This is a genomic window from Ruegeria lacuscaerulensis, from assembly GCF_013033355.1.
GTDB classification, from domain to species: domain Bacteria; phylum Pseudomonadota; class Alphaproteobacteria; order Rhodobacterales; family Rhodobacteraceae; genus Ruegeria; species Ruegeria lacuscaerulensis_A.
The window spans coordinates 213,404-227,464 of sequence record NZ_WQDY01000006.1 but is presented as its reverse complement, the minus strand read 5'-3'; the positions used below and the strand labels follow the sequence as shown (position 1 = coordinate 227,464).

At 55.2% G+C, this 14,061-nt stretch carries 9 protein-coding genes and 1 pseudogene; 3 read left to right on the top strand and 7 right to left on the bottom strand.

Annotated elements, in window-relative coordinates:
* Nucleotides 1–2: 2 nt before the first annotated feature.
* The 4 genes from GOW48_RS12945 to GOW48_RS12930 are packed head-to-tail and all read right to left on the bottom strand — an operon-like array spanning nt 3 to nt 5,632.
* Entirely contained in the window at nt 3–1,124 is a 1,122-nt protein-coding gene (locus GOW48_RS12945) for an acyl-CoA dehydrogenase family protein (RefSeq protein WP_170754370.1), read from the bottom strand.
* Nucleotides 1,125–1,137: 13 nt separating this feature from the next.
* Nucleotides 1,138–2,334 carry an acyl-CoA dehydrogenase family protein gene (locus GOW48_RS12940; RefSeq protein ID WP_170754368.1) on the bottom strand — a complete coding sequence of 399 codons (1,197 nt, stop codon included), beginning with the start codon at nt 2,332–2,334 and terminating at the stop codon, nt 1,138–1,140.
* A gap of 13 nt (nt 2,335–2,347) precedes the next feature.
* Entirely contained in the window at nt 2,348–3,526 is a 1,179-nt protein-coding gene (locus GOW48_RS12935; protein ID WP_170754366.1) for an acetyl-CoA C-acyltransferase, read from the bottom strand.
* A gap of 3 nt (nt 3,527–3,529) precedes the next feature.
* Nucleotides 3,530–5,632, bottom strand: coding sequence for a 3-hydroxyacyl-CoA dehydrogenase NAD-binding domain-containing protein (locus GOW48_RS12930; protein WP_170754364.1), 2,103 nt, complete (start codon nt 5,630–5,632; stop codon nt 3,530–3,532).
* A gap of 329 nt (nt 5,633–5,961) precedes the next feature.
* Between GOW48_RS12930 and GOW48_RS12925 the strand changes: the two genes are divergently transcribed.
* Complete coding sequence (locus tag GOW48_RS12925) at nt 5,962–6,849, top strand: LysR family transcriptional regulator (protein WP_170754362.1); 888 nt, start codon at nt 5,962–5,964, stop codon at nt 6,847–6,849.
* 7 nt (nt 6,850–6,856) lie between these two features.
* On the opposite strand, the gene GOW48_RS22725 is transcribed toward GOW48_RS12925, so the two are convergent.
* The gene (locus GOW48_RS22725) at nt 6,857–7,828 is read right to left on the bottom strand and encodes an AraC family transcriptional regulator (RefSeq protein WP_170754360.1); all 972 of its coding nucleotides are present in this window, start codon (nt 7,826–7,828) and stop codon (nt 6,857–6,859) included.
* Between GOW48_RS22725 and GOW48_RS12915 the strand changes: the two are divergent.
* Nucleotides 7,803–8,042 (top strand): annotated as a pseudogene (locus tag GOW48_RS12915) (3-hydroxyacyl-CoA dehydrogenase NAD-binding domain-containing protein); the annotation flags it as partial. The gene GOW48_RS22725 and the pseudogene GOW48_RS12915 sit on opposite strands and share 26 nt — an antisense overlap.
* Before the next feature lie 663 nt (nt 8,043–8,705).
* On the opposite strand, the gene GOW48_RS12910 reads toward GOW48_RS12915, so the two are convergent.
* Nucleotides 8,706–9,536: a ParB/RepB/Spo0J family partition protein gene (locus tag GOW48_RS12910; RefSeq protein WP_331251808.1), complete on the bottom strand. Its 831-nt coding sequence runs from the start codon at nt 9,534–9,536 to the stop codon at nt 8,706–8,708.
* Between the two features lie 229 nt (nt 9,537–9,765).
* Nucleotides 9,766–11,151, bottom strand: coding sequence for an AAA family ATPase (locus GOW48_RS12905; protein WP_170754356.1), 1,386 nt, complete (start codon nt 11,149–11,151; stop codon nt 9,766–9,768).
* A gap of 581 nt (nt 11,152–11,732) precedes the next feature.
* Between GOW48_RS12905 and GOW48_RS12900 the strand changes: the two genes are divergently transcribed.
* Nucleotides 11,733–13,010 (top strand): replication initiation protein, encoded by a 1,278-nt coding sequence (locus GOW48_RS12900; RefSeq protein ID WP_170754354.1) that lies wholly within the window; start codon nt 11,733–11,735, stop codon nt 13,008–13,010.
* The last annotated feature ends 1,051 nt before the right edge of the window (nt 13,011–14,061 follow it).

The following is a 14,061-nucleotide window of genomic DNA, read 5'->3' as shown; positions in this document are numbered from 1 at the left end:
GATTATTCCGCGCCGAACGCGGTGAACCGCATCAGGTGATGGTCCACGTCGCCGAACTGATGGTCGATCATGGTCAGCCGACGCGCATAGTGTGACAGAGCATATTCGTCCGTCATCCCGATCCCTCCATGCATCTGAATACACTCTTCCGCGACCAGGGCTGCCACCCGTCCCGCCAGGTTCTTGAAGGCGCTGACATGGCGCTCCCGCTCGGGGCGGGGCCCGTCCAGATGACCGGCGGCCAGAATGACGCCCGAGCGGACCTGCTCGATCTCGATCAGCATATCGGCCATTCGGTGCTGGAGGGCCTGAAACTTGCCAATCGGAACACCGAATTGCTTGCGCTCTTTCAGATAAGCAACCGTCAGATCGCGGGCGACCTCCATCGCACCAAGCGCCTCGGCGCTCAGCGCGGTCAGGGCGCGGGCCACCGCAGCTTCGATTGCCGCAAAACCCGCACCTGCTTGCCCCAGACGCGCGGCGGGGTCCAAACGCACCTGCTGCAGCGTCACGGTCGCGCCCGAAGTGCCGTCCAGATTGGGATGATCGACCACTGTTAGACCCTCAGCGTCAATCGGGACCAGAAACAGGGATATCCCGGCCTCGTCCCAGACATCGCCGCTTTCGCGGGCGCTGACGATCAGATGTCCGGCCTGCGCGCCAAACAGCACATTGGTCTTGGTCCCGGTCAGCACCCGTTCGTCGCCCTGCGCCTGCGCGGTGGTCGCGACATGGTTCAGGTCGTAGCGCGCGTCCGTCTCACCATGGGCCAGAGCGATGATCTGCTCGCCCGTGATGATCTCTGCCACCAGTTCGTCACGGCCCATCCCCGCCAATATGCTGCCCGACAGAAGGGCGGACAGCAGCGGCTCGATCACACCTGCGCGGCCCAGTTCCTCGAACACCACGGACAGGTCAAACCCGTGGCCCCCAAAACCGCCCTGCTCTTCAGTGAACAAGGCCCCCAGAACGCCCAGTTCGGCCAGTGCGCTGAAAACCGTTTCATCATAGGCCCGCTCCAAGGCGATCACCGCGCGACGATGGTCGTGCGTATAGCTGTCCCCCAGAAACCGCTGCAGCGTGTCGCGCAGCATGACCCGTTCTTCGGTATGATTGAAATCCATCTGACGGGCTCCGTTACAGTTCCAGGATCGACTTGGTGATGATCGTGCGCTGCACCTCGTTCGAGCCACCAAAGATCGACAATTTGCGCATGTTCAGATAGTTCGGCCCCGCCCCGGCGGCGTGTTCCGGGCCAAGTTCTTCGGCGTTGTGGCCGCCGTTCAGGAAATCGCTCTGAAATGGCTGCGCGTCAGGTCCGTTGGCGCGGCGCAACAACGAGGTCAGCTCTTGCCGGATTACCGTCCCCTTGATCTTGAGCATCGAGCTTTCGGCCCCCGGTGCCTTGCCGCTGGCCGCCGCAGACACCATCCGCAGATTGGTCATAGCCATTGCCATCAGGTCGATTTCAACCTGCGCCATACGCGCCGCGAACAACTGCGTGTCGGCCAGCGGCCGCCCGCCTGACTGCACCTGACCAGCCACTTTTTTCAACGTCGCCAGCGCGGCATTCGAAAACCCGACGCCCGCAATATTGGTGCGTTCATGGGTCAGCAGGTATTTGGCATAGGTCCAACCCTTGTTTTCCTCGCCCACAAGGTTTTCGACGGGCACGCGGACATCGTCGAAGAACACCTCATTCACCTCGGCCTCGCCGTCGATCAGAACAATCGGACGGACAGTGACGCCCGGCGTGTTCATGTCGATCAGCAGAAAGGAAATCCCTTCTTGCTTTATGGCATCGGGGTCGGTGCGCACCAGACAGAAAATCCAGTTGGCGTGCTGGCCCAGCGTGGTCCAGGTCTTTTGTCCGTTGACCACATAGTGATCGTCCTCCCGCACAGCCCGTGTCTTGACTGCCGCCAGATCCGACCCCGCTCCCGGTTCGGAATAGCCCTGGCACCACCAATCCTGACCATCCAGAATACGCGGCAAGAAACGCTGACGTTGCGCCTCGGACCCAAAGGCCAGCAGCACCGGGGCCAGCATACTCAGACCAAAAGGCAGGTTGCGCGGCGCATGGGCCAGACAACATTCCTCTTCAAAGATATGCCGCTGCACGGCGTTCCATTCACATCCGCCATAGGCACGTGGCCAGTTTGGCGCCAGCCACCCCCGAGCGTTCAACAAGCTGTGCCACAGTTCAATGTCAGCTTTGCTCAGGCGTTTGCCCAGACGTACCTTTTCGGACAGGTCTTTGGGCAGGGTATCTTTCAGCCAGGCGCGGATTTCGGCGCGAAAAGCCTCGTCTTTGGTGCTGTAAGTCAGATCCATTGCAGCGCCTTTGTTAGAAGATCTCGAACAGGCCCGCGGCACCCATTCCGCCGCCGATGCACATGGTCACAATGCCCAGCTTTGCGCCACGGCGCTTACCCTCGATCAGCAGATGGCCCGTCATGCGCGCCCCGGTCATACCAAAGGGGTGCCCGATCGAGATCGAACCACCATTGACGTTGCAGATCGCCGGATCAATCTCCAACCGGTCCCGGCAATACAGTGCCTGGCTGGCGAAGGCTTCGTTCAACTCCCAAAGGTCGATATCCGAGACCTTGAGCCCATGACGCTCCAACAGGCGCGGTACCGCAAAGACCGGGCCAATCCCCATCTCGTCTGGCTCACATCCCGCAACCACAAAACCCTTGAACGCGCCCAGGGGCTCCACCCCTTCGCGGGCTGCAACATCTCTGTCCAACAGGACCAGCGCCGCCGCCCCATCCGACAGCTGGCTTGCATTGCCTGCGGTGATAAACTGCCCGTCGCCGCGCACCGGGGCCAGGCTGGACAGGCCCTCAAGCGTGGTGTCGGGGCGGTTGCAGTCATCCATCGCAAAGGTCACATCTTTGCGGGTCACCTCGCCGGTTTCCTTGTCCTTGAACGCCTGCGTGACGGTGATCGGAACGATCTCGTCATCCAGCTTGCCGGCGGCCTGCGCCGCAGCCGTGCGTTTCTGACTTTCCAACGCCAGTTCGTCCTGCGCCTCGCGGCTGATACCATAGCGTTTGGCGACCACATCCGCCGTTTCGATCATCGCCATGTAGACGTCGGGCTTATGCGCCTCCAGCCACGCCTCGCGCGATTGCGGCGGGCGGGTCGGAGGCATCTGGCTGATGCTTTCAACACCGGCACCAATCGCGGCCTGGGCCCCCTCCATCACGATGGCATGAGCGGCCATGGCCACCGTTTGCAGGCCCGAGGAACAGAACCTGTTCACGGTGCTGGCCGAGGTCGTCACTGGCAACCCTGCGCGCAGCACGGACTGGCGCCCGATATTGGCCCCGGTCCAGCCTTCGGGATAGCCACAGCCCATGAATACGTCTTCGACCATGGCCCCGTCGATACCGGCGCGTTTGACCGCATGTTCGATGACATGGCCGCCCATGGTCGCGCCGTGCGTTTCGTTGAACGCCCCGCGATAAGACTTGGCAAGCCCAGTGCGGGCGGTGGATACGATGACAGCTTGTTTCATCGGCTACTCTCCTTGGGTGTTCAGGCTAGCGAAGGAACGATCCTCTTGCGCAAGACGTTCCAGTAAAGGGGCCGCCTGCCAGAAACGCGGGTCGTCTTCGGTAAAGCGGTTAATATCAGACAGGATTTTGGAAATACCAACGGTGTCGGCATACTGCATTGGCCCACCGCGCCAGCGTGGAAAGCCGTAGCCGTTTAGCAAGGTCACATCCACGTCCAGCGGCCGCAGCGCGATGCCTTCTTCGACAATCCGCGCGGCCTCATTCACCATCGCTGCCATATAGCGTTCCACGATCTCTGACGCGTCGATCGCACGTGGAGCAATGCCCTTTTCCGCGCGCTCTTCGGCGATTATCTCTTCAACCTCGGGGTCGGGGCGGCCATTGGGCGCTGCGTCGTCATAGATGTAAAACCCCCGGCCCGTCTTGCGGCCAAAGCGGCCCATCTCGCACAGGCGGTCGGCGAATTCGGGATAGACCTCTCCGGGGTCGCGCGTGGGGGCCGGACGTTTGCGGTTGGCCCAGCCGATATCCAGCCCCGCCAGATCGCCCACGGCAAAAGGCCCCATCGCCAGACCAAACCCGGTCAGCGCCGCGTCGACGTCAAACGGGCTGGCCCCGGCCAGAACCGTGGCGTTGTTCGCCTTTTGATACTGCGACAGGATGCGGTTACCGATGAACCCGTCACAGACCCCCGCGCGCACCGCGATCTTGCCAAGCCTCTTGGCCAGCGCAAAACCCGTCGCCGTCACATCCGGGGCTGTGGCATTACCCACTACAACTTCGAGCAGTCGCATCACATGGGCGGGTGAGAAGAAATGCAACCCGATCACATTAGCAGGCCGGCCTGTCATCTGCGCAATCGCGTTCAGATCCAGATATGAGGTGTTCGATGCCAAAATAGCGCCCTGACGGCAGACCTGATCCAGCGTGCCAAAAATCTCTTTCTTGACCTCCATGCTTTCAAACACGGCCTCGATCACCAGATCAGCCTGCGCCAGATCCGTATAGTCGGTCGAGGCCCGGAAGCTGCCGGACAGGATCGCGTCACAGGCCTGCTGGCTGAGCTTGCCACGCTTCACGGCTCCCATCAGCAGCTTTGAAACGGTTGAGGTTGCCCGATCAACGGACTCGGCGTCGCGTTCGATCAGTGTCACGTCAAGGCCGGACAAAAGAGAGCATACAGTGATGCCCGCCCCCATCGTGCCGCCACCAACAACCCCGACAGTGGCAATGTCCCTGGGGCTGACCCCTTTGATTTCCGGTAGCTTGCCCACCTGCCGTTCGGCAAAGAATGCATGGGTCAAGGCCGCGCGCTGATCGCTTTGCACAAGATCCAGAAACAGCGCCCGTTCTTTCGCCAGACCTTCATCGAAGGGCAACAGCATGGCGGCCTCAAGCGCCTCAAGGCATTTTAATGGCGCAACCGATCCGCGCGCCGATTTTCGCACCTTGTCGGACAGGACCGCAAACCGGTTCGCATTCATCTGATCGCAGTCATTTGCGCTGGTGGGTCTGGGGCTTTTCCCGTCGCGGATCAAAGCCTGCGCAAAAGCCAGCGCCTCAGCCCGCAAATCGGCCAGGGGCACCACCTTGTCGACCAGCCCGATCTCAATCGCCTTTTGCGCCCTGATCGGCCGACCACCGGTAATCATGCCAGCCGCCTCATCCATCGGCACCAAACGCGGCAGGCGTTGCGTGCCGCCCGCGCCCGGCAAAAGCCCCAGATTAACCTCGGGCAAACCCAACTGGCCCGAGTCGGCCGTCACGCGGTAATGTGTGCCCATCGCCACTTCGAGGCCGCCACCAAGGGCAGTGCCGTGAATCGCCGACACAACAGGGATCGGACAGGACTCAATCTGATTGATCAGATCTGGCAAAACCGGCTCTAGCATCGGGCCGCCGAATTCCCGGATATCGGCGCCGGCAAAGAAACTGCGGCCCTCGCAGATCAGAACAATCGCCCGGGCCTTACCCTCTGAAATCACTTGTAAAAAGGCGTCCTGCAGCCCGGACCGAACCGCATGCGACAAGGCATTCACGGGCGGATTGTCGGATTGAATGACGGCAACCTCGCCGTTGTATTCCAGGCTAATGGGGCGCGTCATACTGTCATGATTCCTTGCTGTGCTCGTTTCGCTTGTGCGATCATTTGGGAGGAATTGGTCGTCCGCCACAACCCGGCCTGTGTAGCGTCGGGTGTCGGCTGCATCCGCAATACCATTGGTGGTCCTCTCGTCTCCACCTATGGTTGCTCAACCCGCTGACGGATCATCTAAAACATGATGCATATTCTTTTTTGACAGGAAATTGCCGCTTAAGTATAGTATTCATTCAAAAATGAATAGCATATTGAGCTGTTGCGCCCCTGCACTCTCTGACATCTTGCAGTGGTTTTTTGCAGTTTCAAACGGGCGCAATAGCGATCGGAGCACCGATGAATGAACCGCTGGACTGGAACGGCGTCCGTGATTTTCTGGCAACTGTCGAGGTCGGCAGTCTGACACAGGCCGCAATCGGTCTGCGGATCAGTCAGCCTACGCTCAGTCGCCACATCGCGGCACTGGAAGAACAGCTGGGCGCTCAGCTTCTGGTGCGTGGCCCGCGGCATTTCAAAGTGACCGAGGCTGGCAAGCGCCTGCAGGCCATCGCTCAGCAGATGCAGTTGACCTCCAAGAAAATCGAAAGCAACGCCTGGGAAGGCGAAGACATTCTGGGGGGCACCGTGCGGATTTCCGCAACCGAGGCCGTCACAAATGCCTGGCTTATCGATCAACTGCCCGAGTTTGTTACAGCCTACCCCGAAATTTCAATAGAAATGGTCACTGACAATCGTTTGACCGACCTTCTCAACCGGAATTCGGATGTGGCGATCCGGCTTGTACGCCCGACCCAGAAAGAACTGATCGCCAAGAAAGTAGGCGTGATGAAAGTCGGCTATTACGCGTCGGTGACCTATGTCGAAAAGTTCGGTGCCCCACAGACCATTGCCGATCTGTCCGATCATCGCACCATCGCCATCGAAGGGTCGCGCAGGTTCGCTTCCGAAGTCGACGCCGTCACCCGCCATGGCAATACGGCGCTGCGCCTGCGCAATGTTCTAGGGGTGATACGGGCCGTTCGCGCCAATTTGGGCATTGGCCCGATCTACAGCTTTCACGCCGCGCGCCATCATGACCTTGTGCGCGTTCTGGAGAAAGAACCTCTGATCGAAATGGAGATCTGGCTGACCGCGCACCCCGAATTGCACGAAAACCCCAGTATTCGCGCGGTGTATGATTATCTGGCACTGTGCTTCGCCACCCAGAAGGCACAGTTCAGCTGATACCCACTTAAATATTCCGCCCTGCTTTGCCCGGCGTATATCCGTACTCCTTCGTGAACGCGCGCACGAAGCTTGACGGTTCGGCATAGCCCGCGCGCCAGGCGACCTTGGATACGCTCAGGTTAGTGGTCGTCAGCAACTCATGCGCGATAGCCAGCCGGACCCGGACAAGAATGGTACGAAGACTTGACCCTTCCTCGGCCAACCGACGGGCCAGCGTCCGATCGCTGGTCTTTAGGGTCTGAGCCACCGATTTGATCGTCGGCGCGTTCGAGATATCCGACAGAATCGCATCCTGAACCTGCGCCGTCCAGGTGTTCTGCGTGCGGCTGCCCTGAAGCGCCTCGCATTGCTTGAGGCACATGACCAGCTTCTCGGGATCATGTTGCGGCAGGGGCAAATCCAGCAATGACCGGGGAATCACCACCGTATTCATCTGGTTGCTGGATTCGACAACCAGCCCAAGTTCCCGGTTCAATGCGGTGGCAAAACCTGCGTCATATTCCATGGTGCGAAACGTCGTCTTCGCCGCAAGACTTTCAGGCAATAAGACAGAGGCAAAGTTGAACAGAACGGTCAGGTGCCGCTCCAGTGGGAATTTTCGCAGGTTTTGCGGCAACGGCGATGTACCGAAGGTGATCAGCGCCTCGTCGCCCTGCTCGAGCAGGTCCATCCGTGCGATCATGAAAGACAGGCGCGCATAGTCCATCGCAGTTGACAGGCTGGCGCGGAAGGTCGGGATGGACAACAGGGCATAACCCCAGATCCCCAGTGTTTCGGGCCGGATGCGGCGGCCAATTCCGATGCCCAGACCGGGTTCATAGGGTTTGTGACGCAGGGAATTCTCGATCGCCGTCAATTCCTGCCCGATCGTCACCTTTGTCGCGGAATCGTACAATTCGAACAGGGTCAGACCCGTTTCCTCCAGGCAATCTTCGGCACAAACGCCGAACCCGGGCGCTATTTTGGCTTCGAACACCTCATATCTGAATCTGAACGCGATTGCGCAGATGATAGGCCGGCCTGCTGATGTGATCGGGTTGCATTTCTTCTCGCCCGCCCATGTGATGCGACTGCTCGAAGTTGTGGTGGGTAATACCACAGCCCCGGATGTGACGGCAACGGGTTTTGCGCTGGCCAAGAGGCTTGGCAAGATCGCGGTGCGCGCGGGGGTTTCCGACGGGTTCGTCGGCGCCACTAAGCTTCCGATCACCTATGATGCCGAAGGCGTTGTGGTGTGGGCTCTGCAAAGCTATGCGTTTCTGGAGATTTGTTGCAAATCATGTCGCCGACGTTGGTCCTCAAAGAAGTTTACGACACATTTTTTTAACAGAGCATTGCCTTTACTGCCCATTATTTACAGCTTTTGAGCACTGCTTTGAAGCCGTGTTACAGGTGTATGGTGATGTTAGGCTCTTTAACCCTAGCTGTCTTTTGGTTCACCACAACTAGCAACCTTGTCTTGTTAACTTTTTCTGTCTTCTGAAATGCGCGCAGTAATCAATAGCCCTGCTTTTCACCTCGGCAGGTACACTTCATAATCCGTAGTACGGCTCTTGCTTGTGACTCAGGCATCGATCGTAGACTTCCGAGCAACTCCGATCAAACCGCAGGACCATTTAGCTTCCAGGTTTGGTATTTCCGGAATGGCTATTCGAAAACTTTTTTCTCGGAAGACGGCCAGCGTACCTGCAAATCTCTTCGCCACTTAAACGTTGACACTCCACGCCCAGCTTTTCGGTGCAGCTAAAACCTGATCATTTCATGCCAGTTGAAGTAGCTGCGCTCTGTTCTCTCTCAACGAAGACAGAGCACAGCCAACCTTCGAACCCAAGGCTTACAGAATGGAACGTGACCTAGGCCAGACTGCTAGCAATCTTTTCAAGCAACGCCTGAGCTTCCTCGACTGAAACGTTTTCAATCTGAATGCGGATACGCACTTCATTGGCCGACAATTCGCCGACCACGTTGCCTCCACCGGACAACGCGACAGAAGTCAGTTTTTGCACTTTCTGAGGCCTACCTCCCCGCGACTTGATTTTGCCGGGTTGGTTCAATGATTTTAGTGCTGCGTTTAGAACAGCCCATTCTGACTTCGCATCACTCGGCTCAGAAGCGACCAAGGCATTCCGAAGCTCCGTCTGAGCGCCCGAACGCAATGCAGCCGCAAGGGACAATCCTATTTTCTCTGTCAAATCAATGGGGTATCGTAAAACGTCCCCCAATGCTTCGTGCACGAGGGCAAAACTTCTGACTTTCGAGCGCTTGGCTTTAGAAGCTGCTGCAAACAAAACATCCACCGCCTCCTCGGTCGAAGAAAAAACCCCCTGCCCCGCAGCCAACACGGCAATGCGACCTCGTTCGTATGGGCTAAGATTCGCCCTCAGTTCATTCTCTTCGACCATCGAAACGTAGGCTCCCTGCCCCGTTCCAGCTTGGCGCACAAATGCCGGGATTTTGGCAAACCGCGGCTCCGTTTGAGATAGACGACGGAAGGCCACCAGTCGTCGAAAGCCGGAAATCAGCCCATAGCCTTCGCCGCTTTGCGTCACCTCAATTGGCGTTCTCAATCCGTTTTCCCGTAGCGATTCTAGCAACTCGGCCATCGCCTCTTCGTCCTCGGCCATACGGTCGCGACGAATGAAGTCAGGATCAATCGCTTCGATAGGCAGCTCTTCAGCGACCAATCCGGCGTCCTGAGCTGCGCGCCATTTGGACGCGTCACCTTGATCTTTCGCCAAAGCAGCCCGATCAGTGACGGACGTCATACCGTTTAGCATGGCAGCTTCTGCAGCAACTTGCGCTATTGGGGGCGTGACACCCGAACCCTCAAATGGGTTCAACGATGGTTTCGCGGCGAAACCTTCCTCGATCTCCTTGAGCTCCTTAGTGTCCGGCACCGAAAGTCTTCTGCGTTTAGCCATTGCTCTCACCTCCCATGTTTGCGTCGCGCCACCAGCAACCGATCAGGACTTCTTTGAATTCTGCGTATGTGCGATCAAACGTTTCCCGCCCTCTGACGTAGGTTTCCCGGTTGAAGTCTCTGTAATCCGCTTCATAGATGCCGTTGACTTGCTCGCCCGCCTGCCCGACAAGCGCAGTAAAATCCTGCCGGTAAGCATTCATAAAGTCACCAAAATAAGCTTGGATGACATTCGCCATGTCTGTTTGCTGGCTGGCGTCAAACCTGGTTATGATGGCCCGAACAACGTCCCACTCAAATTTCAATTCCGGTAGACCTGCGGCCCTCAAGGCCGCATTCTCTCCGTCCTCTATACTGGCGAAAGTCGTATAGAGCATATCGAAGAATCTGCCTGTTGAATCAAATTCAAGGAACGAGGCCCCCAACGGCACCAAAAGAATGTCAGCGGCTGCAAGAGCGTTGATTGTAAGGTACCCAAGTGCAGGAGGGGTATCGAGAAAGACAATATCGTAGTCATTCAGAACCCCCTCGTCCTCTAAGAAATTTGTCAAGCCATCCCACAACGGCCAACTCCGAAGTCCCATTCGCCACACAGGTATCTGAAACTCGGCCCAGTAGAGGTTCAACTGCGCTCCGATAAGGTCAATGTTTGGCCAATGTGTTTTTTGAATTACGTCTTTTGGGGAGGTTTTCATCGCCTCTTCTAGAGTTTCATCCAAGGCTATTTCTGGCTGTCCTGCAGCGCTTCGCACACGGTTCTCTTCCTGTACCGCACGCGCGTAATCTTTTGCTATCAAAGGGAAAACTGTTTGCCACTCATCTGCTACGCGTCCGCCCAAGATAGAGGTCATGGATCCTTGACTGTCCAAATCAACAACCAGCACCTTGTAGCCGTCTAACGCAGCAGACATTGCCAAATGCGCGGCGGTAGACGTTTTACCAACGCCTCCTTTGAAATTTGCGACAGCCACAACTTTTGCAGGCAATCCTTCCGGACGATAAGGCAGGTATTCTTTCGTACTAACTCCGCCTGCCGCAAAGTGTTTTCTGAGACTTATAACTTCTTCAAGAGTAAACCATTTGGAGCCGGCCTCACCTTCTCCTTGCGGAAGTTCCGGATTGGCCTTCAATACACGTCTTAAATGCGCAGGAGCTACCGGAATTAGGTACTTTGTTATTTCCCAAATAGAAAAACGGCGAAGGCGTTTTTCTCCGTCTGGAGCGTAACCTCTTAGTGCCAGATCTTCCCTCCCCTTAGCGCAAAATGTTGCCGCCTTGGCAAACCGCGTGGTTCCAATAGGGTCTGGAAGTTTCCCTGCCGCTTGCTCTGGATCTAGGTTAAAGTAGGGGGGCAGGGGAGGTTGCGTCGGTTTGCTCATTGTGTGTGCCTCACAGTATGTTCGCTATTAGAGCGTATATCGCCGAACTTAGCGAACATTTTACGTAGGCGCTATCCTGTGAGTCGGGGTTTTCCACAAAAAACATGGATAGAGCGCCTTGGAGGTCTGTTCTGGATAAAAAAACGAATAGAACAACGCAACAAATCGTTTATTTAATTTTAGATATTTAGAATCTTTGCCATTAGAAAACCTCTGTAAAACAATAATATACTGCGTATTGGGTACCTAGTTACGGTTGTTAAGGGACCAATCTTCGGTATCAAAGGTACCCGTATGCAGGTCGATTGGTAACAGAATTCGGTGGGAAAGGGCCCGATTCGCAGGATGTGGGGAAACCCGCCTTTTAGGCTCTGGAAAAAGCAAAAAAATGTATCGGCGCTGGCTCGTGGTTACGGAGGTGTGGTCAATATACAGAGGTTTCTGTGGATAAGTTCGGATGCAATGTCTTTGGGTACCCGTCTGCAGGATAAGGGTCATCCCGTATTTAGGCACCCAAAATTGTTTGCTCCGAAGGTACCTTTCGTGTCAAATGTCACAATAAAGAGCAGTCAGGCAGAATCATGCCAGAAACAAAATTGAACCTCGACCGTCTCTCGGGTGCGTTGCGCCGTGAAGCAGTCAAAAAGAACGTCGCTGCTATACACATCAGCGGTAAGTTGACGCTATTGCAGCGTAAGTTGTCGAATGTACTTTTGCTCAACGCCTATGATGCATTGACGTCTGCGACAACCCATACAATTGATGCGCGAACACTAGCGATGATGGTTGGGTACAACTCAAACGATTTTGATACATTGCGATCAAGCCTTCGAGCTTTGGCTGAAACTGTAGCCGAGTGGGACATGCTTGATGAAAAGGGCCGTCAAGAGTGGGGAGTTTCGTCTCTTTTAAGTTTTGCAAAGCTGAAGGGCGGTGTCTGTGAATATGCCTATTCACCAGCCCTGGCTCAAAAACTCTACGACCCCAAGATTTACGCTTTGATTAACGTGCAAATTCAGAAGAACTTCAGTTCTGGTCATGGACTGGCGCTTTATGAAAACTGTTACAGGTTTGTTAGAACCGGTTCGACTGGATGGTGGTCGTTGGATGTTTTTAGGAAGTTGATGGGCGTTGATGGAAGCGACTACTACAGTAGTTTCAAGCATCTGAACGCAAAGATTATCAAGCCGGCTGTGGCAGAGGTAAACAAGAGCTCGGATATTCTGGTTGAGGCGGATTTTCAAAAGAAAGGTCGTACAGTCACCGATATTAGGTTCAGGATTAAAGGTAACCCCCAAAAGGCAATGTTCCAAATTGACGACAGTGATGGGGTTCGAAATTTGCCGGTTTATAAGAAGTTGCTAAAGCAAGGCGTGTCTGACCGGTTAGCTCGTCAGTGGATCGCGGAGCACGGTGAAGACTACGTACAGCAGAAACTCGAATATGTAAGCGGGCAGGGGAGTGTGAAATCTGCGTTGGGGTATCTTTCAGCGGCTCTACGGGACGATTACCAATCAAACTCACCTGAGAACGACGTTGAACCTTCGCCCGAAGCCAAAGAGGCTGCTCGGCTGCGGCGCCTGGAAAAGTATGAGGAGGATCAGGCATACGCAAAAAGAGCTGCCGAGCGTTCGGAACGTTCACGTATGTTCGCTATTGTTGAGAAGTTGGTTTCGCGGCGAAACCCTACGCAAAGAGATGCTGATAAGCGTCTGTTCATGGCAGGGTTGGAAAATGAACTTGATCGAGAGCACTTCCGGACACATGGTTGGCGGTCCGGGTTGAATGCCTCTAAGATTTTTGAGTTTTGGGAAGATCTTGAGCCTGAAGCGTTCATGCCGGTTTCGAAAGATGCGTAATAGGATCTTTGGTATCTCAATAGTGTTTTGCAGTACTATATTGAGCAATTCGACGCTCGCACGGCATTAGAGCCACAATTTGTTCATCACCCGCATATCCTTAGCAAGGAAGTTTCTCCTGCCTTTGAGAATATATGTAATTGCACAACGTTGGCTGATCAAAATGCCAATTGTAGCTTACTGGGAAGAATTGGGATGCGCGACGAAAACTTTTCGTTTGGTGTGTTGAAAGGTAATACGCAAAAAGGTAGGATAATGAGCGCATAGCGCGAAGCGACTATTACTGACTTGCTGGTTTAAAAGAGCCCTATGACTCCAAAACAAACCCGTTTTCGCTGGTTTTGTTGCCAAGCTTTGAGTCACGGAACTGTCCTGGCGAATTCGCCAAAGTACCGAGCAACCAATCAGTTTGCCGTGTTGTGGACAACTGAGATACCGCAGCAGGCCATGACTTCTTCCAGATCCTGGCAAGAAATTCCGTACCGGATATAGAAAACTACCGCAAAAAGGATCACGCCCTTTTGGATTCTGCGTACCTTTGAAGAAATCCAAGAACTGGCCTTCGGCTGGTTTTACCGAAAGTCATTCATCCGCGGTATCTGACGCCGTCAATAGCCAAAAGTCTGTAACAGATTCTGGTGATACTTATCGAAGTCCTACTGGGTATTTCGGATCTTGCCGTGAAGGTAGGCATTTCTGTCGGGTAGCTTCAAAGAAGATACTTTAACAAAGCAAGCGCGAAGCTACTGGATATTTGTAAAGTGTCCCACTTTCTAAAACATGTTTGATCGTGGCACAACCAACTTGTTCGCGCGTTTGAATAATGCCTGAACTGGGCAGAGAATTAGTGTGGCCTCAAGTCTTCAAAGGCCGTATTGGTTTTAGCGCTAACAAGCACACTACTTTTGATGGTTCGTTAGTGGATGTGATTGCTTACAAGTGTACTGGTCTCTCGTGCGCTGCAAGAATTGCCAAGACAATCCTCAAAACTTCCAAAAAATAGACAGTTTGCACTTTTTTTAACTTTTTTGTTGCCGAAACCGGTTTCGGT